This window comes from Kitasatospora sp. NPDC023120 (assembly GCF_055560835.1).
On the sequence record NZ_JBVHHY010000038.1, the window covers coordinates 1 to 19,246 of the forward strand.

27 protein-coding genes are annotated in these 19,246 nt (G+C 72.4%); 3 read left to right on the forward strand and 24 right to left on the reverse strand.

Annotation, left to right across the window (positions count from 1 at the left end):
- Positions 1-39: 39 nt before the first annotated feature.
- From ACZ3TI_RS36170 to ACZ3TI_RS36230, 13 genes are all read right to left on the reverse strand, one after another.
- Positions 40-345, reverse strand: a complete 306-nt coding sequence (locus ACZ3TI_RS36170) for a hypothetical protein (protein WP_465733970.1) — start codon at positions 343-345, stop codon at positions 40-42.
- A gap of 225 nt (positions 346-570) precedes the next feature.
- Positions 571-756, reverse strand: a complete 186-nt coding sequence (locus tag ACZ3TI_RS36175) for a CsbD family protein (RefSeq protein ID WP_465733972.1) — start codon at positions 754-756, stop codon at positions 571-573.
- A gap of 117 nt (positions 757-873) precedes the next feature.
- Positions 874-1,137, reverse strand: coding sequence for a gas vesicle protein K (locus tag ACZ3TI_RS36180; protein ID WP_465733974.1), 264 nt, complete (start codon positions 1,135-1,137; stop codon positions 874-876).
- 92 nt (positions 1,138-1,229) lie between these two features.
- Positions 1,230-1,478 carry a gas vesicle protein gene (locus tag ACZ3TI_RS36185; RefSeq protein ID WP_465733976.1) on the reverse strand — a complete coding sequence of 83 codons (249 nt, stop codon included), beginning with the start codon at positions 1,476-1,478 and terminating at the stop codon, positions 1,230-1,232.
- A complete protein-coding gene (locus tag ACZ3TI_RS36190; RefSeq protein ID WP_465733978.1) occupies positions 1,475-2,293 on the reverse strand; it encodes a GvpL/GvpF family gas vesicle protein in 819 nt (272 codons plus the stop codon). The genes ACZ3TI_RS36185 and ACZ3TI_RS36190 overlap by 4 nt, the downstream gene beginning before the upstream one ends.
- Positions 2,290-2,739, reverse strand: a complete 450-nt coding sequence (locus ACZ3TI_RS36195) for a gas vesicle protein (RefSeq protein ID WP_465733980.1) — start codon at positions 2,737-2,739, stop codon at positions 2,290-2,292. The genes ACZ3TI_RS36190 and ACZ3TI_RS36195 overlap by 4 nt, the downstream gene beginning before the upstream one ends.
- Positions 2,736-3,497, reverse strand: a complete 762-nt coding sequence (gene gvpO, locus ACZ3TI_RS36200) for a gas vesicle protein GvpO (RefSeq protein ID WP_465733982.1) — start codon at positions 3,495-3,497, stop codon at positions 2,736-2,738. The genes ACZ3TI_RS36195 and gvpO overlap by 4 nt, the downstream gene beginning before the upstream one ends.
- A complete protein-coding gene (locus tag ACZ3TI_RS36205) occupies positions 3,400-3,651 on the reverse strand; it encodes a gas vesicle protein GvpG (protein ID WP_465733984.1) in 252 nt (83 codons plus the stop codon). The genes gvpO and ACZ3TI_RS36205 overlap by 98 nt, the downstream gene beginning before the upstream one ends.
- A complete protein-coding gene (locus tag ACZ3TI_RS36210) occupies positions 3,642-4,451 on the reverse strand; it encodes a GvpL/GvpF family gas vesicle protein (RefSeq protein WP_465733986.1) in 810 nt (269 codons plus the stop codon). Before ACZ3TI_RS36210 ends, ACZ3TI_RS36205 begins: the two co-directional genes overlap by 10 nt.
- Positions 4,451-4,876 (reverse strand): gas vesicle protein GvpJ, encoded by a 426-nt coding sequence (gvpJ, locus tag ACZ3TI_RS36215; RefSeq protein ID WP_465733988.1) that lies wholly within the window; start codon positions 4,874-4,876, stop codon positions 4,451-4,453. The genes ACZ3TI_RS36210 and gvpJ overlap by 1 nt, the downstream gene beginning before the upstream one ends.
- A 6-nt stretch (positions 4,877-4,882) precedes the next feature.
- A complete protein-coding gene (locus ACZ3TI_RS36220; protein ID WP_465733990.1) occupies positions 4,883-6,223 on the reverse strand; it encodes an SRPBCC family protein in 1,341 nt (446 codons plus the stop codon).
- 5 nt (positions 6,224-6,228) lie between these two features.
- Positions 6,229-7,062, reverse strand: coding sequence for a hypothetical protein (locus tag ACZ3TI_RS36225; protein WP_465733992.1), 834 nt, complete (start codon positions 7,060-7,062; stop codon positions 6,229-6,231).
- A 348-nt stretch (positions 7,063-7,410) separates the two neighbouring features.
- On the reverse strand, positions 7,411-7,815 hold the full coding sequence (locus tag ACZ3TI_RS36230; protein ID WP_465733994.1) for a hypothetical protein: 405 nt from the start codon (positions 7,813-7,815) through the stop codon (positions 7,411-7,413).
- Between the two features lie 67 nt (positions 7,816-7,882).
- Here ACZ3TI_RS36230 and ACZ3TI_RS36235 point away from each other — a divergent pair, with 67 nt between their 5' ends.
- The gene (locus ACZ3TI_RS36235; RefSeq protein ID WP_465733996.1) at positions 7,883-8,233 is read left to right on the forward strand and encodes a helix-turn-helix transcriptional regulator; all 351 of its coding nucleotides are present in this window, start codon (positions 7,883-7,885) and stop codon (positions 8,231-8,233) included.
- Between the two features lie 230 nt (positions 8,234-8,463).
- On the opposite strand, the gene ACZ3TI_RS36240 is transcribed toward ACZ3TI_RS36235, so the two are convergent.
- From ACZ3TI_RS36240 to ACZ3TI_RS36290, 11 genes are all read right to left on the reverse strand, one after another.
- Positions 8,464-9,501 carry a YihY/virulence factor BrkB family protein gene (locus ACZ3TI_RS36240; RefSeq protein ID WP_465733998.1) on the reverse strand — a complete coding sequence of 346 codons (1,038 nt, stop codon included), beginning with the start codon at positions 9,499-9,501 and terminating at the stop codon, positions 8,464-8,466.
- A 169-nt stretch (positions 9,502-9,670) separates the two neighbouring features.
- Positions 9,671-10,201: a DUF1360 domain-containing protein gene (locus ACZ3TI_RS36245; protein WP_465734000.1), complete on the reverse strand. Its 531-nt coding sequence runs from the start codon at positions 10,199-10,201 to the stop codon at positions 9,671-9,673.
- 31 nt (positions 10,202-10,232) lie between these two features.
- Complete coding sequence (locus tag ACZ3TI_RS36250) at positions 10,233-10,400, reverse strand: hydrophobic protein (protein WP_465734002.1); 168 nt, start codon at positions 10,398-10,400, stop codon at positions 10,233-10,235.
- A 155-nt stretch (positions 10,401-10,555) separates the two neighbouring features.
- Positions 10,556-11,110: a hypothetical protein gene (locus ACZ3TI_RS36255; protein WP_465734004.1), complete on the reverse strand. Its 555-nt coding sequence runs from the start codon at positions 11,108-11,110 to the stop codon at positions 10,556-10,558.
- A 47-nt stretch (positions 11,111-11,157) separates the two neighbouring features.
- Entirely contained in the window at positions 11,158-11,403 is a 246-nt protein-coding gene (locus ACZ3TI_RS36260) for a hypothetical protein (RefSeq protein WP_465734006.1), read from the reverse strand.
- 529 nt (positions 11,404-11,932) lie between these two features.
- The gene (locus ACZ3TI_RS36265) at positions 11,933-12,475 is read right to left on the reverse strand and encodes a DUF6328 family protein (RefSeq protein WP_465734008.1); all 543 of its coding nucleotides are present in this window, start codon (positions 12,473-12,475) and stop codon (positions 11,933-11,935) included.
- A gap of 78 nt (positions 12,476-12,553) precedes the next feature.
- Positions 12,554-13,186 (reverse strand): CinA family protein, encoded by a 633-nt coding sequence (locus ACZ3TI_RS36270; protein ID WP_465734009.1) that lies wholly within the window; start codon positions 13,184-13,186, stop codon positions 12,554-12,556.
- A gap of 14 nt (positions 13,187-13,200) precedes the next feature.
- A complete protein-coding gene (locus ACZ3TI_RS36275) occupies positions 13,201-14,667 on the reverse strand; it encodes an aminotransferase class I/II-fold pyridoxal phosphate-dependent enzyme (RefSeq protein WP_465734010.1) in 1,467 nt (488 codons plus the stop codon).
- A gap of 45 nt (positions 14,668-14,712) precedes the next feature.
- On the reverse strand, positions 14,713-14,886 hold the full coding sequence (locus tag ACZ3TI_RS36280; RefSeq protein ID WP_465734012.1) for an ATP-binding protein: 174 nt from the start codon (positions 14,884-14,886) through the stop codon (positions 14,713-14,715).
- Between the two features lie 216 nt (positions 14,887-15,102).
- Positions 15,103-15,714, reverse strand: a complete 612-nt coding sequence (locus ACZ3TI_RS36285) for a hypothetical protein (RefSeq protein ID WP_465734014.1) — start codon at positions 15,712-15,714, stop codon at positions 15,103-15,105.
- Positions 15,715-15,766: 52 nt separating this feature from the next.
- Positions 15,767-16,903: an eCIS core domain-containing protein gene (locus ACZ3TI_RS36290; protein WP_465734016.1), complete on the reverse strand. Its 1,137-nt coding sequence runs from the start codon at positions 16,901-16,903 to the stop codon at positions 15,767-15,769.
- Between the two features lie 740 nt (positions 16,904-17,643).
- On the opposite strand from ACZ3TI_RS36290, the gene ACZ3TI_RS36295 reads away from it, so the two are divergent.
- Positions 17,644-18,486: a hypothetical protein gene (locus tag ACZ3TI_RS36295; protein ID WP_465734018.1), complete on the forward strand. Its 843-nt coding sequence runs from the start codon at positions 17,644-17,646 to the stop codon at positions 18,484-18,486.
- Between the two features lie 128 nt (positions 18,487-18,614).
- On the forward strand, positions 18,615-19,229 hold the full coding sequence (locus tag ACZ3TI_RS36300; RefSeq protein WP_465734019.1) for a hypothetical protein: 615 nt from the start codon (positions 18,615-18,617) through the stop codon (positions 19,227-19,229).
- The last annotated feature ends 17 nt before the right edge of the window (positions 19,230-19,246 follow it).

The window sequence follows — 19,246 nt, forward strand, 5'->3', positions numbered from 1 at the left end:
ACATGGCGGTGATCTTCGCGGACACCCGGACCGCGAAGATCACCGCCAGCGCATCACGCCACGCAGTTGATCAATTACCCAACACTTTCTGAGGCTGCCGGCGAGCTGGATGATGAAGTCCCGCACGGTGTGGGCGGGCACCAGGTCCGGCCTGGCTCCGTTCCCGGCTGCGACGCCGGGCTGGGGCGGCAGCGTGGCGAGGTGTCGGTCGAAGCGGACGGCCACCGCCTCGGGGTCGAGCGCGGGGTGCAGGCCCCAGCCGTCCTTGAGGCGGAGCAGCTCCTCGCGGTCGGGGAAGTGCCCGGTCTCGGGGAGTTCGGCGGTGGTCTGGTCGATGGGCGGCATGCGGAGCGTCCCGTCGGTGCGTGGCTGGGGGTGTGCTGCCACGGTCAGGGGGCGGGTGCGCGGGACGTGGTCGGGGCGCGCCGAGCGGGTGGACTTTCACTCCGCCAGATCAGCGGTTCGGGCATCGGCGCCACACGACGATCGGCGACGGGGGCGACCGCAGGGGCCGCCCGCCCCCGGCCGGCGACTGCGGCCGGGGGCGGGCGGTGGTTCACGGGTTGATCGTCAGTGACCGGTGGCGTCCTTCAGGGCGTCCTTGGCTTTCCGGCCGGCCTGGGCGCTGGCGCCCCTGACCTGGTCCGCCTTGCCCTTGGCGATGAGTCGTTCGTTGCCGACCGTCTTGCCGGTGGCCTCTTCGACCTTGCCCTTGGCTGCGGTTGCGGTGTGCTTGGCCTTCTTTCCGGCGCTCATGGGTGCGTCACTCCTTTCCCGGAGTCGGGATCCACTTCGGCGTGTGCCCTGCCTCGGGGTCTCCATGCCCGTGGCCGGCGGATCGACCGGCCTGGGCCGGGGCGGGGCTCCGGAGGGTCACTCGGGGGCGAGCAGGGGGCCGAGCGGGCCGAGGTCGATGTTGAGGTCGTCCGGGGTGAGGCCGAAGTGCTCGCGCAGCTCGTCGATGCGTTGTTCCAGGGCCATCAGGGTCAGGCCGAGCGACTCGATCCGGTCGTCGTCGAGGTCCCCCTGGTCGATGCGGCGAAGGGCTTGGCGTTCCATGAGCTGGTGGACGAGTTCGACCAGGGCCAGGACCAGGCAGGTGAGGTCCCGCGCAACGGTCTCGGGGTCCAGCGGCACGCGGCGGTTGGTGGCCGGCCGGTCGCTCGTATCCGGCTTCCCGGCGCGGCGGTCGGCGGGAGGCGCTGCGCGTGACGGGGGGTCGGGCGAGTTCACGTCGGCTCTCCGCGGTCGTAGGGGCCCTGGGTGGCGGGTTCGACGGCGGCTCGCACGGAGGCGATCATGGCGCGCAGGCTGATGCGGACCAGGTCGATGTCGGCGATGGACAGCGTGATCTCGCCCGCGATGACCACGCCGCCGGCGAGGAGGCGGTCGAGCAGGTCGACCAGCGCGACGTGCCGCTCGGGGGTGGGGGACGAGAAGTCGGGCCGAGCGTCCGACGGTCGGGGGCTGACGGTCATGGCGGCTCGCCCTCGTGGTGGGAGGTCGTGGTGAAGGAGTAGGGCGGCCAGGGGCCGGTCGTCTCCAGGCGCAGGCCGGGAAATCGGGCGGACAGCGCGCTGACGGCCTCGTGGAAGTCGGTCGTGCGGGTCTGCTCGACGAGGTAGGCGCCGTTGAGGACCATCGGCTCGGCGAGGCCGGCTGCCTGGGGCGACTGGAGCGGGTGGCGCATGGCTTCGACTGCCGCTCCTGCGAGCACGGTGTGGACGTGCACGGCGTCGTCCGAGGCCTGCTGGAGGGCCTGCTCCTGTCGGCGACGGTGGGCCTGGCGGCGCAGGAGGTAGGCCGTGCCCGGGCGGAGCGCCGGATCCTGCTGTGGATCGCCGCCTCCGGCGTCGACACCGGCCGGCGGACCGGTGGACGGACCGGTGGGCGCGAGGTAGGCCTTGACCCCCCATTCGACGCGGCCGGCGGTGCGCCGGAGCGAGGCCAGCAGCTCGTCGCGGTGTTCCACGAGCATGTCGGCGGCCCGCTGGTCGTCGCGGTAGAGCGTGGCGAAGCGCAGGGGCAGTACCGGGGCGGCGCGGGCCAGGGTGTCGACCACGTGGTGGTGCGTGCGAACGGCGTGCTCGAGCCACGCGGGATCCTCCAGACGCGTCTTCAGGACCTCCTCGTCGAAGTCCGTGCGGGGTACCGCGCCCACCAGTGCGGTCAGTCCCGGAGCGGCGATGACGTGCGGTGTTTCACCGGCCACGCCCGTCAGACCGGGCGGAGCGGTCTGGCCGGCGCCGGTGATGGCGTAGAGCCAGGTGTTGGTGGGTGGCTGTGTGCTCATGAGAGTTCGGTCCGGGGGGTGCGCCGGGTGCGGGGAGTCTTGCGGGCGGGCGGGGTGTCGGCGTCCCGGCCGTCCACGGCGTCCTGCGCGTCAGTGGTTCTCGTGGCGGCGGAAGCGCTGTGGGCGGCTTCGATCTGGCCGAGGCGCTCGCGCAGGAGCCGGTTCTCGGCGGCGAGGTCGCGCCGGCCGGAGGAGAGGCTCGGGTCGTGCTCCCACCAGTCGATGCCCATCTCGCGGGCCCGGTCGACGGAGGCGATGAGGAGACGGATCTTGATCGTGAGCAGCTCGATGTCGAGGAGGTTGATCCGGATGTCCCCGGCGATGACGATGCCCTTGTCCAGCACCCGCTCGAGCAGGTCGGCCAGGTTCGCGGACTGCGGAGCCGCGGACGTCCTCGGCAGGTGCGACAACGGACCCGAGCCGCCGTAGCCGCTCAACTCGCTCATGACAGCTCCTCGTTCGCCCGTCCTCGGTGGTACCGGCGGTCCCTGCGGTAGGACACGAGTTCGCCTTCCGGGTCCAGCACGACCTGGTAGACGGCCAGGATGTCGGTCGAGTCGGGAACGCGGCGGGCCTCCAGCACCTCCACCCCCACCTGCCAACCGTCCTCGGTGCGGTCGAGCGACGTGACGCCCTCCGCGGTGCGCCCGGTGAGTTCCCGCACGCAGACGGCCGCTCGCGCGGCGGCGCCGCGCGCGTCGAGCCGCTCCGGCTCCGCTCGGCGACGGGCCGCGGGTGGGTTGCCGGTCCGGCGGGCCGGGGGCGTGCTCCGGCGCCGTGAGGGGGCCGGTCCCTCGCCTTCCTCGGGCCGCGGGTCGTCCGCACCGGTTCGACGGGTGGCGGACGTCGTGCGGCGCCGGGGTGGGGTGGGCGCTTCGCTTGCGTCCTGCGGTTCGGGCGGGCGGCGACGTGTGGTGCGCGGCTGCTGGTCCGGCGGAGGACGGCGGCGCGGGGCCGGAGCCTCCTCCTCCGGGTCGGGCGCGGGCGGTGGACGCCGCCGGGGCCGGGCGGGCTCGGAACGTGCGGCGGCGCGGTGCGGCGCGGGGTCTTCGGTGTCCCGGGGCCGAGCGGCGTGGCGGGGGCGCGGCTCGCGTTCAGGCACGGCGCTACACCTCCGGGCCCCCGGTGTCGCCCTTGGTCTGCCACAGGCGCCGTACGAGTTCCTCCTCCTGCACGGCGGCTTCCTCGTCGCTGATCGCGCCACTCGCGCGAGCGGCTTCCACGTCCGCCAGGCGGGCGCGGATGACCGTGGGGTCGGTCAGCTCCCGGCGGGCCTGCTCGTAGAGCTGTTCCGCCACCCAGACGAACCCTCGGACGGGGGCCAGCGGAAGGGTGAACAGCCCTGTGATCAGTCCCATGACCGGGCTCCTTGCTCCGCGGGTGGGGCCCCGGCCATGGCTTCGGTGGCGAAGTCGTAGGGGGCGAGCGGGCCGAGCAGCCGCACGGTGGTGCGGTCCGCCCAGTCGCGGGCGAGGTCTTCCGCGGCAGCCTCGAACGCGTTCCAACCGGTCTTGGCGACGAGGAAGGAGGCGCTGACGGCCTGGTCGCCGACCGCATCGGCGGCCGACGCGGCGCTGACGGCCACGGCGAGCGGCTTCAGGCGGTCCAGGGCGATCGCGGTGTCGGACTCGCGACGGGTGGCGATCTCGCTCGCGATCATCTCGCCGAGGCGCACCCGCTCGTAGTAGGCCGCTTCCTCGGGGAGGGCGGCGATGTCCTCGCGGAGCCGGGCGATGTCCTCCCGCTCGGTGAGTACCTCCCGCAGGACGCGCTCCTGCCGGTAGGTGGCGCGCAGCGTGAACTGGGCGGTGTCGCGCAGGTCCTCCAGCGCGTTCAGGAACGCTTCCTCGTGGGGGGCGAGCAGTTCGTCGGCCACGGCGTCGGCGTCGCGGACCACCGCGCCGAAGCGCATCGGCAGCACGGCGCCGCGGGCGGCCAGGGTGTCCAGGACGCGGGCGTGACCCCGTAGGTCGGCCGCGGTTCCCAGCGGGCCGTCGGTCGCGACGTCGCTGACCAGAGCCGCAATGCCCCGGTGCCGTACCAGCGTGACCGGCGCGGGCGGGTCGCCGATCCCCTCCAGCCCGGAGGGGTCGGTGCCCGCCGGCACGATCCCGTACACGTAGCAGGCCTGTTGGCGGGTGGGGGTGGGACTGTTCATCACTCGTGCTCCCTACGCTGGGTGCGCGAGCGGGGCCGGGGTCGCTCCCGGGGCTCGGGCTCCTCGTCGTCGTCCCCTCTGACCCGGTCGATCACTTCGTTGACCGTGTCCTTGACGCCCTCGAGCGCGCCTTTCGTCTTGCGCCGGGCGCCGCCCTGGCGCATGTCCTGCATCAGTTCGGGCAGGCCTTCGGACTTGTCCTCCTTCAGGTCCAGGCGGTTGACGGCCTCGGCGAAGCGCAGGTACGTGTCGACGCTGGCGACCACGATGCGTGCGTCGATGGTCAGCAGTTCGATGCCGACCAGGGAGACGCGGATGTAGATGTCGATGACCAGGCCCTTGTCGAGGATCAGGTCGACGACGTCGACCAGACCGCTCGACGAGGGCCGGTCCAGGTAGTGGCTGGGACGCGGGGCGACGGTCATGACGGCTCACCTCGCCCGTGCCGGCGCGCGCCTGCGGGATCGTGGGGCGCTCCGTTCGTCGTCGTCCGAGGGGCGGGGCTCCTCGTCGTACTCGTCCTCGGCGGCGTCGTCTTCGTCGTATGCGTACTCGTCGGCGCCGTAGTCGTCCTCGCCGTAGTCCTCCGGTTCCTCTTCCTCGTCGTACTCCTGCGGTCGGCCCCCGGTCTCGTCCTCGTCCTCGAGCTCCCCCTCGTCCTCGTCCTCGTCCTCGTCCTCGTCCTCGTACTCGTCATCCGGCGGCTCGTCCTCCCAGCCCTCGCCCGCGGCGTCCTCGTCCTCGGGCTCGTCCTCGCCCGCGGCGTCCTCGTCCTCGGGCTCGTCCTCGTCGTACTCCTCGGACTCCTCCTCGTCCTGCGGCTCCTCGCCGTCCTCGCCGTCCGGTTCCTCCTCGTCGTCGGCCCCGGGCTCCTGCTCGTCCCGCTCGTCCTCTTCGTCGTACCCGCCCTCGGCGTCTTCGTCCTCGAGGGCTTCCTCGTGGGAGAGCACGACGTCGCCGTCGCGGATCTCCCCTCGCCAGCCCTCGACCGCGTCCGGGTCGAGGATGGTGCGGGTCATCACGTGGCGACGGAAGTGCTTGAGTTCCAGGCGTGTCCGTCGGCCCTGGGCCCGCCACAGGTTGCCCGCGCGCTCGAACAGGCCCTGCGGGTGGTACTCCAGCACCAGGAGGATCTTGGTCAGGTTGGGCGCCAGTTCGTGGAAGGTCACCGTGCCGTCGGCATAGCCCTTGTCGCCCTTGGACCGCCAGACGATCAACTCGTCCGGCACCTGCTCGATGATCGTCGACTCCCACTTCCGGTGGGAGAGGAAGATCCCGGCCTTCCACGCGACCTTCTCGTCGGACTCCTGCTCCACCTTCTCGAGCCGTTTGGTGAAACGGGGGAAGTCCTGGAATTGGGTCCACTGGTTGTAGGCCACCCGCACCGGGACCCCGACCTCGATCTCCTCGACGATGTTGGTGACCTTGAGCTTGCCGCCCTTGCCGCCCCCCTTGCCACCTCCGCCACCGGTGAGCTTGTTGCCGACGATCTGCTTCAACCCCGCGGCGCCCGCCCCCACCAGCATCCGCATCGGAGACGCCCCGCCGTCTTCGCCGTCACCGTGCCCGCCCCATGGGCTGACGCCGTGCTCCGCGTAGTCGGCGAGCTTCCCGGTGACATCGGCAACCTTGTCGCTCGCCGCCGCCACGGCCCGTTCCCCGGCTGCGGCAGCCAGTTCGCGTGCCTGCTGCATCAGCTTGTCGGTGGGCAGGGCTTCCAGTAGTTCACCCAGTCCCAGCGGGCCCTGGTCCTTGTTGGTCTGCTCGGCCATCGTCGTCATCCCCGCTTGCGCGCCGTCGAGGCGCGGGTGGTCGTGGACTTGCGCGCCGCCGGGGCCTTCTTCGTCGACGCCGCTGTGCTCTTGCGAGCGGAGGTCGAGGAGGCCGCAGCCTTGCGGGGCGCGGTCGAAGCCGTCTTCCTCGTGGCCGTCTTCCTGGTGGCCGCCTTCGGCGCAGCCGTCTTCTTCGCGGCCGTCGTCTTCGCGGCCGTCGTCTTGCGTGGGGCGGCGGCCTTCTTCGCCGGGGCCTTGGACTCCGCGGTCTTGCTCGCCGGCCGCCGCGAGGAGGCCGCGCTCTTGCGCGTCGTGCCGCCGCTACCGGCCGTACGGGAACGCGAGGGGGTGGCCTTCTTCGTGGAGGACGCGGACGCCCGCGGCTTGGACGCCTCCGGGGTCGCGCGGCGCGTGGACGATGCCGTCGAGCGGGACGCGCTCTGCCGGGAGCGGGTAGGCGGCCGCTTCTCCTCGCTGTCGCTCTCCTGGTCCTCCTCCTCTTCGGGCGGCTCCTCCTCCGCTTCCTCACTGCGACCGGCGGTCCCCGCCCGCAGGTCCTCGGTCCGCTGCTGCAACTGGTCGGTCAGCGCGCTGACCCGGTTGCTCGCCGCCGCGATGGCGGCTTTCTTCCCTGCCTTGGCCAGTTCCCCACGGACGTCGCCGGCCAGCTGGCGAAGCTGGGGCGACGATTCCAGCACCTGACCGAGGAGCACCCCGGGGTTGGCGCTCAGACGTTTGCCCGCCGCCATGCCCGCGAGGGCCAGCGCCCATCGGGCCTTGTGCAAGCGCCCGAGGAGGTAGCCCGCGCCCACAGCGACGGCAAGCTTGGCGTTGTTCATGGTCGATATCCCTGGAAGAGTCCCTGAACGGCCCCGGCCCTCTCCCGCAGGAGAGCCGCTCCTCGGCCTCGCCGTGTACCCGGGCATTACCCGGACAAACAACGGAGCGTCACGGAATCCAGTCCACTCCCGGCCGGTTCGTCATCGAACTACCTTGGCCCAGACGAACGTTGGGGTCGCGCGGACCGCCCCTCCCATTCCGTCCGGCAACAGAGGGTCATTGCCCTGTCGCTGCTCGTCCCCTCACCGCCGCACCTGCCGAACGACCCGTCAGGCCCGCCGTTCGGACGTCACGTGGGCATGCGCCATGGAGCGCCGGGGTCGCCCGCCTCGCCGAAGCCGTGCTCCTCAGGCCGGGGACGCCGGCTGTGCGGGCACCCGGGCCGCGCCGTCGGCGGCCGGGTCCGGCTCGGGCCACCCGGAGGCGATCCGCTCCAGGCCGTACCACAGGTCGAGCGCCTGCTTGCGCAGCCCCACTGCGGTGCTGTTGCCCGCCTCGAGTGCGCCGAGGTAGGCGTCTATGCCGGTCACCGCGTGGCGCACCTGCCTGCGCAACGGTTCCACCAGGCCCGCGTCCTTACCGTGTTCGCATGGCGCGGCGATCCGCTCGGCCAGTCGGGACGTGAGTCGCTCCAGTCCTTCCCTGCTGATCGGGTCCACGCGCACCATCTCCAGACGCGGGCTGCCGCACGGATTCGCCTCGGCGGCAATACGGACGGTTGTTCCTCCACTGTTCGCCCGTTTGTCGGTCATGTCAACCATTACGCGAATTGCCTGTCATGTTTCAACGGTCCTGAAACGCAGGTCCTATCGTGGAGACATGGACAGCGGCACGACGATCGAGCGAGGGTGGACGTTCCTGACGAACCACGCCCGTGTCCTCGTCCAGATCGCGCGTGACCCCGGCATCCGCGTGCGGGACATCGCCACCCGCTGCCTGCTCACCGAACGCGCCGTCCAGCGCATCATCACCGACCTCGAACAAGCCGGATACCTCAGTCACGAACGCCGGGGCCGTACCAACCACTACAGCGTCATCGCCGGCAAACACCTGCGTCACCCCGCCGACGCGGGCTCCACCGTCGCCGAACTCCTCGCCGCCCTCCTGCGCCGCCCCGCCGACGGACAACACGGCCCGGCGCCCACCGCTCCGGGATCACCCGGGCACTGACCGTCGGCAGTGGACCGTCCGGGGACACGCCTGCGCGAGCCCTGGCCGGTGCGGGTGGACTGGAGACCGGCGTCACCGCCCGGGCGGTGGACCGGTGGGTGCCGACGGCGTCGCTGCTGCACTCCAACGGGGACCCTGCGGCAGATGCGCTGGACCGACACCCGTGGTCAAAACCCTCTCCCCCAGCTGCTCGGCAGCATGTGAACAGCCGCAGGCGGGTGGCGGCGCTCTCAGCCCCCCTGGCCATCGGTGTCAGCGGGACTCTCGGGCCGGTCACCGCGCTTCCCGGATCCGGCCTCCTCCCCGGGCTCCTCCCCTTCCCGGAAGGAGACGTCCACGCGCTGCTCGGGCCGGCGCTCCTCCTGCCGGGCGACGGAGGACAGCACCTCCTGGTCGGCGTCCGTGAGCGGCGGCTGCAGCAGGCTGCGCGGCCACAGCCGGCGGGCGAGCACGACATTGGTCTCGGCCGCGTACACGGTCACCTGTGCGGCCAGATAGAGCCAGAACAGCAGACCGATCACGGTCGCGAAGAAGCCGTAGACCTGGCCCGCGTGGCGCAGCTGGTGGGCGACCAGCAGGGCGCCGAAGGCCTGGAGGGCGGTGAACAGCGGGCCGGCGATCGCGCAGCCTGGCCACAGCGACCGGGTGGGGACCTCACGCGGGGTCAGGATCCGGAAGCTGGCCAGGCACAGGGCGGTGTTCAGCAGGGCCGAGACGAGCAGGCCCCCGATCCGGGCGGGCACCCCGCCCAGGGTGGTGCCGACCAGCGAGGCGGCGGCGGTGCCCAGCACCAGACCGGCGCCCAGGACCGAGAACAGCAGCAGGCTGCGCGCCAGCCGCGGCCAGTAGCCCGGGCGCTTCACCCCGGGGACGTTCCACACCTCGGCCATCGCGTGCTGGAGCACCTGCGCGACGCCGAGCGCCCCGTACAGCATGCCGAGCGCGCCGATGATCAGGGCCAGGCCGCTGCCCTGCAGTGGGTGCACGTTCTGTCGCAGCTGGTCGCCAATGATCGGGAAGTCGGCGAGCGCGGAGTCCACCACCGAGCGCTGGGCGCCGGGGTGGCCGTGCAGGACGAAGCCCAGGACGGTGCTGAGCAGGAGCAGCAGCGGGATCAGGGCGATGAAGCCGTAGTAGGTGATCAGGGCGGACAGCAGCCCGCCGCGGTCGTCCCCGTACTTGCGTACGACGCCGACCACCACGCTGGGAGCCCGGTGGCGCTGCTGGAAGCCGTCCACGCCCCGCAGGGCCCGTTCGATCGGGTTCACACGCCGCGTCTGCCCCGGACGTGCGTGCCGACACCCGCGGGCGGCACAGGCCGGTCATCGGTCGTTCGCGGGCGACGGGCTGACGAGGTGCGCGCCGCCCGGCGGCGCCGGTCCACCTCGGCCCGGCTGCCGTCGGCGGAGTGTGCGGCACGGCGCGATGCGAACGAGGTCACTCGGTCGCCTTCTGAAGGCCCACCCGGACGAAGTGCAGCAGATCGGCGACCGTGAGGGCGGTCAGCCCGGAGCAGACGAGTCTGGTCGGCTCGGGAGCGAGGACCGCGGCGCCGGTCAGGCCGGTGGCGACCCACAGGCCGGTGCAGAACGGGCAGGTGATCAGTTCTCCGATGGTGCGGCGCATACCCGCCCCGCGGACGTCCTCCGCGAGTTCGCCCGGCCCGCTCTGGCCGCGGAACCTGGTGAACGGGATCCTGATCGGGCTGGTGACCGGATCCTTGGCGACCAGCCGGGAGAGCCGGTGCACGGCCCCTGCCGTCAGCAGCACGTCCCACGGGCCGGGTGCGGGCAGCGGGCGCCCGGTGCGCCGGGCGAAGGCGGCGAGCAGACCGACACCGCCGAGGTACGCGGCCGTGGCGGCGAGGTATCCCGCGATCGGCTGCTCACCGTCCGGCTCGTAGGCACGGCGTTCGTCGCGCAGCGCGGACGCCACGCTCTCACCGGTGGAGGGAGCGGTTCCGGTCATGATCGGCTCCGGGGAAGCAGGAGGGCCCCGGTCACCACCGGTACCACCGCCGACCGCCGCTGCGGTCACCCGCGGTGAACACGAAGCCCAGGAGCCACAGCACCAGGACGGCGAGCGCGATCCACCACAGGGCGTGTACGACGAAGCCCACGCCGCCGAGGATGAGGACGAGCAGCAGGACGAGGACGAGGAGAAGCATGGAGACCGGCCTCCTGTGGGGTGACAGGTGTTCGGCAACGGCGGGTGCCCGCTCCGGACCGGTTCATGCGCGACCAGGGCCGCGGACGTGTTCCGGCGAGCGAGCGGGCGTTGCCGCCGGCTGATCGGGCCCTTCGACTGCCGCGGTCGGCAGCGTCAGACCGGTCGCGGTCTCGTGCGGCGGACGGGGTCCGGGCGTTTTTGCGTCGGACGGTCCCGCGTGAGCCCCGGCCGCAGGACCTGGGCGGCCTCGGCCTGGCGGGCGTCGAGGATGTCCGCCTGCCGCTCGGCGCGCTCCACGAGCCGTCGCAGTCGCGCGGCGAGCAGGTCGTCGGAGGTCGCCGCCCGCAGCGCGTGCCAGAGGGCGAGCTTGCCCTGGACCCCCGCACGCATGGCTTCCAGCTCCAGGAGGTCGCTGAGGGGGGAACGGCGGACCAGCCGTCCGTTGAGCTTCAGCCGACCGGCGGTCTCGGCGGCAGTACCCAGCAGCATCCGGTGCCACCGGGGACGCGCGCCGAGGACCCGGATCAAGTCGACCAGTTCGTCGCGGTCCTCGGTGATCTCCCGGGCCAGGCGCCACAGGTCGGGCGCAGCAGGGCCGGCCGGGTGCAGGCGGGCGATCCGGCGCGCGAGGGCGGCGCCCCCGTACGAGCCGGCGAGGTGGTCGTTGAGGTAGAGCGCGAGGAGGCGCTCGCCGTCGCGGTCCGTCATGGGTGTCACCCTTTCCTGGCGCACTCGCCGCGTGCGGATGGGGCCGGTCAAGTGGGCCGCTCCCCCACCGGCTTGCCGGCCCGGACCGTCTTGACGGTGGGCGGCGCGTCGGCGGGGTCTGATTGCTCCTCGGCCCGGCGCTGCTCGGACGAGTCCTCGGCGCGACCCACGTCGTCGTGGTGCGAGTCGTCGTGGTGCGAGTCGCGGCGCGAGTCGTCGCGGTGTGAGTCGTGGTGCGAGTCGTCGTGGTGCAGGGGGACGCCGCCGGCGCCGCCCTGGGGTGTGTCGTCCATGATTCGCTCCTCAGGCGATGGCTCCGGCCGCGCCGCCGTTTTCGCGCGCGCCCATGGTTGCCCCCTCCGAGATGTGCGCGGTGCCTTTCGGGCGTCTGGGACCAATCCGGCTACCCGGTGCCCGGGCCTCGAAACGGCCGCGGGGTCGTACCGGCCCGGTCGTGCTCCGGATGGATCCGGGGAGTTCGGTCGGCACACACGTTCGACGACCAGCCCTTCCATGACCTGCTCCCCCGTCAGGTGGAGGTCCTCAGCGTTCCGTCAGGGCGCGGCGCCCCGGGGCGCGCTGGGGATGCGCGTTCAGTACGGAAGCTGACGGCCCGAGGGCGTCCGCAGATCGAGCGGCGGTTGCGGACGCTGTGGCGTGGGGCGCTTATTCACCGTGATCGCGGTCATCTCCGTCACCTCCTCGAGCCCGGAGGACCCACCGGGCGTCTGCCCGACCACCGGGGCTTCTACCGGATCCAGCGGTGTCGCCGCCTGGCGGCGCGACGGTCCCTCCGGCACTCCTCGGCTTGTGGCCGCCCTCTCATCGGCCGTCGCTGCCGGTGCGCCGTCCGTCCGCGGCGTGCGCGCTTCGCGTGGGGGAACCGCGCCGCAGGATGTACCGGGGCAGCACCAGCCAGCCGACGGCGAACCAGGCGAGGGCCACCGCGGTCAGGACCCATGCGGTGGCCGAGAGGTCGGTGGCCGTACGGAGCAGGAGGAGCAGGGCGGCGGTGATGGTGAGCGCCAGCAGGACCAGGCCGGCGGCGATGAGGCGGGCGGCGACGTGGATGAGTTCGGGTTTCCTGCCGTGGCCGGCCAGGAAGCGGTGGAAGGCGACGGGGGCGATGAGGGTTCCGGTGGCGAGGGCGCCGAGGAAGACGGTGGCGACGTAGAGGTGCTGGTCGAAGGCGGGCAGAGTGCGGTAGCGGGCGGTGAAGACGACGCTGAGCAGGAAACCGAACAGGATCTGGGCGCCGGTCTGGCAGACGCGGACCTCCTGGAGCATCTCGTTCCACAGCCGGTCCGCGCGTTCCTCCGGGGTTTCGTCGCGGCCGGAGGCCGGATGGCCGGGCTGTGGTGGCATGGGCCGGGCTCCCTGTCGGCTCGCAGGCGTGGGGGCACGTGCCGGGCGCGGGGACGGGCTCCGGCGGGTGCCAGGCTTTCAGCGTGGCCCCGTGCGCGGGCTTCTGCCACCGCGGCACCGCCCTCGGAGGCCGGGGGTGTCGCTGCCCGGTCGCAGGGCGTCGCGCAGGAGGCGGAGGGCGGCGAGGACCGTCGCGTGCTGGATGTCCTCGCGTTCGTCGGTGTGCGGTCGGGGTTCGGCCGTGGTGTCGGTGTGCGGGCCGACGACGGCGATGTGGACGGTGCCGACCGGTTGTCCGTCCTGCGGGGCGGGGCCTGCGACGCCGGTGGTGGCGACGGCGTAGGTGGCGCCGGTGATGGCGCGGATCCCTCGGGCCATCTGGGCGGCGACCTCGGGGTGGACGGCTCCCACCTCGGCGAGCAGCGCGGCGTCGACGTGCAGGAGCGTGGTCTTCATGTCGGTGGCGTAGGCGACGACGCCGCCGAGGAAGGTCTGTCCTGCTCCGGGGGCGTCTGCCAGGGCGGTGGCCAGGCGGCCACCGGTGAGCGATTCGGCGACGGCGGCGGTATGACCGGCGGCCGCCAGTGCCCTCGTGATCTGCCGGGCCAGGATCGCGGTCCGGTCCAGCCCGTTGCGGGCGGGCACCGGTCCGTCGGGTCGGCCGGGGCGCGGTGCCCCGGTGCGTGGTGTCGGGTCGGGGTGGTGCGGCATCGCTCGTCCGGCGGTCAGATCTCGACGGCGACGCGCAGGGTGTCCAGGCCGGGGTCGGCGCTGTCCGGGACGAGCATGCCCGCTTCGACGCCGCTGCGCAGGTAGTCGATGACGTCGATGGTGAGACGCTCGCCGGGCAGGGCGGCGGGGATGCCGGGCGGGTAGGGGGTGAGCATCTCCGCGGCGATCCGGCCGACGGCCTTGTCGACGGGCACCTGCTCCGTGGGGCCGAAGAACGCGTCGCGCGGCAGCAGCACCTGCTCCAGGCGGAGCCGGTGCGGGTCGGGGATGTGGATGCGGGGCGCGGGCCTCAGGTCCTCGGCGATCTCGACGAGTTCGGTGAGGCCGTGGAGGAGGGCGTCGGTGGTGGTGGCGTCGTCGGCGTGGGTGAGCTGGGCGCTGATCCTGCGGTGGTCGCAGACGTGAAGCGTGAGCTGGTGGTGGGAGCGCAGCCAGTCACCGGCCCGGTAGCCGCTGGTGCCCAGGGCCCGGATGTCGATGATGACCTGGAGAGGGTCGAGGTCGAAGGCGCGTCCGGGGGCGCAGAAGTCGTCGCGGCCGTGGACGTGCAAGCCGCCCATCGCGTCGATACGGGCGCGGACCTCGTCGGCGAGGTCGAGCGCGCGGTCGTAGAGGGTGCGGCCGTGCTGGACCATCTGGCGGCGCCAGCCGTCCAGGGCGGCGTGGATGAGGACGGAGGGGCTGGTGGTGCCGAGGAGGTCCTCGCGCTGCTTGAGCACGGCCGGATCGATGCGGTGGCCCTGCAGGTGGAAGACGGAGCTCTGTTCGAGGGCGGAGCCCATCTTGTGGACGGAGGTCACGCACACGTCGGCGCCCGCGTCCATCGCCCAGCGCGGCAGCCTCGGGTGGAAGGGCAGGTGCGCGCCCCACGCCTCGTCGACGATCAACGGCGCGCCGCGCTCGTGACACACGTCGGCAATCGCCTGCAGGTCGGCGCACGTCCCGTACGGGGTCGGGGAGGTGACCAGCGCGCCCCTCGCGTCCGGGTGCCGCTCGAGGGCGGCGCGGAAGGCGTCGGCGGACGGCGGGTGGGCCAGGTGCAGGTCCGGATCCCAGCTGGGTTCGACCCAGACGGGGCGGATGCCGGCGAGGATGAGTCCGGCGACGACGGACTTGTGGGCGTCGCGGCCCACCAGCAGTTCCTCGTGCGGGCCCGCGACGGCGAGCATCGCCGCTTTCACCGACAGGGAGCTGCCGCAGGTGGAGAAGAAGGTGTGGTCGGCGCCGACGGCTTCCGCCATCAGGTCCTGGGCCTGCCGGAGGATGCCGCGTGTGTCCAGGCGGTCGTCCAGACCGCCGGTGGCCAGCACGTCCGCAGCGAAGACGTCGGTCCCGAGGGTTTCGAGGACGCGGGGGTCGGTCCCGCGGCCCTGCTTGTGACCGGGCGGGGTGAAGACGGTCAGCGGGTTGGCGTGGAAGGCCGCAAGGGCTTCGAGCACCGGTGCCTGGGACTGGTCCATGGCCGCGCGTGTGCCCGCGGCTCCCGGCAGAAAACGGCGGCGGGGTCAGGGAACGGGCGGAGCGGCCCACACGGTCTTGCCGCCCGGGTCCGGGGACACACCCCACTCGGCGGTGAGTCTGTCGACGACGTGCATGCCGTGGCCGTTCGGCTGCGGCGGCCGCCACGGGCGCACCACCGGCGGGGCGGTGGCGGTGTCGGTCACTGCAACGGTCAGCACGCCTGCTACGCGTCACCGAAACCGACACCGTCTTCGACATCGCCCCGACCGTACCCACCCCGGCGGTTCCCGAGCGGGACCCCCTGTTCTGACTCCACGGACGGGACCCGACGGCGGCGACGCCCCCCGCACAGCCCCACAGCGGCCCCGGCCCGGGGTCCGCCGGAGTGCCCGGCGGCCACCTGCGCCTCCGCGTTCGTGGTGAACGCGACGAGCTCAGCGCTGCGCCGGTCGGAACAACGTGTCGTCGTGGTCCGGGAAGATGACCGGCATCGCGCGGCGGAACGCGGTGACCTCCGCGCTGTCCTCCAGGCCCCGGCAGAGCGTCTGCGGCCAGTACCAGAAGCCACGGGAGGCGATCAGCCGCTCCAGGTACGCGTCGAACGAGTACCCGGTGTCGTGCAACTCCTCGCCGAAGTAGTGGTAGTGGACGGAGCCGAGAGGGGGGACGAACGCCGTACAGGCTTCGGGGACGAACCTGTCGAAGGGTTTGACAGCGCGGAATTCCTGATCCTCCGTCGAGTGCCAGGTGACGCCCTTCCAGTCGCCGAAGACTTGGCGCAACGGCAGCAGGTCGATGAGGCCCTGGTCCGAGAGGTCGTTGTTCAGGAGGTCGGGAACGGTGTGCCGCCACGTCAGGCGGACCGCGCCGACCTCGCGGTAGAAGGCCTCGACACCGTCCGGCAGACGGCCGCCGGCCAGGCGGGTGGCGAGTTCGATGTCGGCCGGTGGGGTCGGTGGCGCGACGGTGGCTTCCAGGAGCTCCACCCGGGGGTTGCGGTCCAGGTCGGCGATCATCGCGGTCAGCCGGGCACGGGGGTCGATCACGTACGTACGTCTCCTTCGGCTCCTTCAGCGGCGCCATCGGGCGTTGCCGGTCCTACTTCCGATTGTTCTCGATCTCCCACGCGTCGCCGCGCAGCTCGTTGCCGGCGGTGTCGTAGACGGTGTACTCGGCGTGGAGCTTGCCGGCGAGTTTGGCGGCGTAGTTGGTGTCGATGTCGGTGTCCACGTTGGGGTCGCCCGTGGAGAAGTCCTTCGCCGCGGGGTGGGTGCTGTAGTCGGCCTCCACGTAGTACTCGACCACGTTGTTCTTGTTCAGCACCTCGTCCTTGACGTCCTTCTCGACCTTGGAGTGGTGCTGCGAGTTCGCGGACCCGGTGATCGGCGTCATGTTCTTCATGACACCGGGGCCACCGACGTTGTGGTTGAGCAGGTGTCCCTGCACCATGTAGTTCTGGAACCAGGTGCCGGTCGCCCCGGTCTTGGGCCACCAGGACGGCTGCTCCTTGGGCACGGAACCCGTTCCGAGCTGCCCGGGCCAGAGTTCGGCATGCATCGTGGTGCCGACGCCGTCTCCGTTCACCCCGCCGTACGTGACGTACGGCTGGCCGGTGAACGCGCGCTGCACCGGCAACTCCCGTTCAGGGGAGGTGGATTGAACGGCAACCCGTTGGACGGCATCGGGCACGGGCCCGCTCAGCGCCCGGACGGCGTTCGCCTCGGCGGCGCGCTCGAAACGGTCGCCCGGGTCGCTGACGGACAGTCCGTCGCCGTGGTCGGTGCCGGCCACCGGGCCCGACCGCTGCTGGATGACATGGGTCAGCTCGTGGGCCAGCGTGTGCCTGTCGGTGCCGCCGCGGCCGAGCACGACGTGCTCGCCGGAGGTGTAGGCGCGGGCGCTGATCTCGGCCGCCGAGCGGGCCGCGGCGGAGTCGTCGTGGACCCGCACACTGCTGAAGTCGGCGCCCAGCCGGGCCTCCATCTCCGCCCGCACGCCGTCGGCCAGCGGCCGGCCCGGCGACCGCAGCACCTGGTGGACCGTCGAACGCTGCACCGGTGGATCCGACTCCTGCTGCTGCCTGAGCAGTTGGACGACGGCCGCATTGCCTATCGTGCGCTGCAGCGCACTGATCGCGCGGGGATCCGAGGCCGCGAACTGCCGCTGCTGCGCGGCCGGTCGGCCGCGGTCACGGCGCTCGGACTCGCCCCTCGGTTTCCGGTCGTGTACGTGCACATCCACCTCCTGGACGGGCGGTTCAAGCCGCGGTCACGGTGTCTCCTTGCCGGTCTATGCCGGGCTCCGGGGCTCGCACAAGGGCCCCGGGGGCAGTACCGGGGGCAACCTCAGGGGAACCTGGCGGTCTGCTCGGACCTCTACGGCGGCGGCAACCGGCCCGCGCCGACATCGGGCCCGGCCGTCAGCGGCTCCCGGGGGTACCGTGTGATCGAGGCTTGCCGCTCACACTGTCGGTACCTCGTTCGAGCGACGCCGGGTCAGGCCGGCTCGGGGGCGGGGCCGATCAGACGGACCGTCCTGAAGGCGCACGTCGCCCGCTGCAGCGGCCTGGAGAAACCGGCCCGGCCGTCCGGCTGCCGCCGAATCAGCCAAGTGTTCCGGGGGGTGTCCGGGCGGTGACCGGCGTGTACCCGGGTCGTTGAAGCAGGTTGGACAGCCGAGTTGTGCGGTGCCCCGGTCGTGGTGGCCCGGGGCGCCGTGGTGTGCGGCGCGGCTTCCGTCTTCCCCGGGCGTGGACGCTTCGGCGTCCTGAGGCCTGGTCCAGATGCGAGCGAGAGGACAACGGCGTGGCCGGACGGTCTGGTCTGTATATCGGTGGGTTCCTGAGCAGGGGCCGCAGCAGCGGCCGGGCCGGGCAGGCAGCCGTGCTGGTGGTCGCGGCGGTGCTGAGCGGTTCGGCGATGCCCGCGCAGGCGCGGGCGCAGGCGCCTGCCCGTGATGCCGCTGTGGCGGCACCGGTGACGAAGGTGTACGCGACACCGGGCAACTACGAGTTCACGGTCCCGAAGGGCGTCACCCAGCTGACGGCCACGGCGGTCGGCGCCGGCGGCAGCGGAGGCGGTGGAGGTTCCGGCGGCAACGGGAACCAGTTCCAGTTCGGTGGCGGTGGCGGTGGAGGCGCCGGCGGCAACGGCGGCGGGGCCGTCGAGTGCGTCTTCCCGGTCAAGCCCGGACAGGTCATCCACCTCGCCGTGGGGAAGGGCTACCCCGGCGGCCGCGGCAGCCACAGCTGGGACCCCGAGAACCGCTACAACGGCGACGCCGGGCAGGGCGGCGAGTACGGCGACGATTCGTGGGTGTGGGACAAGACGACGAACAACTCCATCAGGGCCAGGGGCGGCCTGGGAGCGTGGAGCGGAGGGGGAGGAGAGTCGGCGAAGGGGAGCACGGAAACCATCCGCGATCTGAGCGGTAAGGGCGGCAAGGGCGGCCCGTCCAACGAGAGGGTCGGTGGCGGGACCTGGGACACTCGCGGCCCCAAATGCGCCAACGATGCGCTGGCCAGAGGGGGCAAGTTCGGAGATTCCGGTCGGAACGGGGAGGACGGCCATCACGACCGGGGAGACGGCCGCGGAGGTGACGGCGGACGCGGCGGGGCCGCCGGTGTGACGACGCCCTGGGGCGCGATTGTCCCACTGCCGAGCATGGCGGCCTGCCCCGAGAACGCGCGCGGGAAGGGCGGCGACGGCGGCCGCGGCGGGGACGCGGGGGACTGGAACCGGAACTATGACAACTTCTACCCCAAGCCGGGTGAGGACGGTAAGGCCGGCCAGGGTGGCTGCCTCGTACTGACCTACTGAGAGCACGGGCCCCCTCCGGGCCGGCTGACCAGCCGGCCCGGAGGGGGCAGGCCCGGTACATCGCGCCCTGGAGCACTCTGCGGCACCATATAGGACCGGCTGTCGGAGGGGGTGGCACACTCGCCGGCATGAAGATGATCGAAGCGATCGACGCGGTTCTGACGGCGAACGATCCGGATGGCGGGCCCGGCTACGAGGGCGAGTTCACGCTGGCGGGGCGGCTGTCGAGCCGCGGGGAGATAGCGGTGTGCGGGCTCGACGGCGCCGAGTTCTACACCTTCTCCGTCATCGCCGAGGGGCTGCACGACGTGTATCTGGCGTACGACTGGCATGACGAGCGGGGCGCCACCGTCTCCGCGGTCGCCCTGGTCGCCGGTGGCACCACCCCGCAGGCGCTGGTGGACGCGAGCTGGGACGAGGCGTCGGACGACGTCAACATGCTGAGCGAGGACGCCTCGGCGATCTACTCCAGCACCCCGGACAACCTGGCCATCGGTGGAGCACTTCACCGGACCGCGGGCTTCGCGGACACCGACCGCCCCGAGGCCCACGCCCTGGCCGAGTTCGCGGCCCAGCAGGAGAACGGCTCCCGGACCCCCGTGATCGATGTCGTCGTCGACCCGGCCGGCGGCGCGAACGCCCTGGTCTTCCCCACCTGTGCCTTCACGTCGAACAGCATCCTGGTCGGCCGGGACGAGAACGGCACGGGCGTGGGGATCTTCTGGTCCAACTTCGACGGCTGAGGCCCGACCGGCCGGCC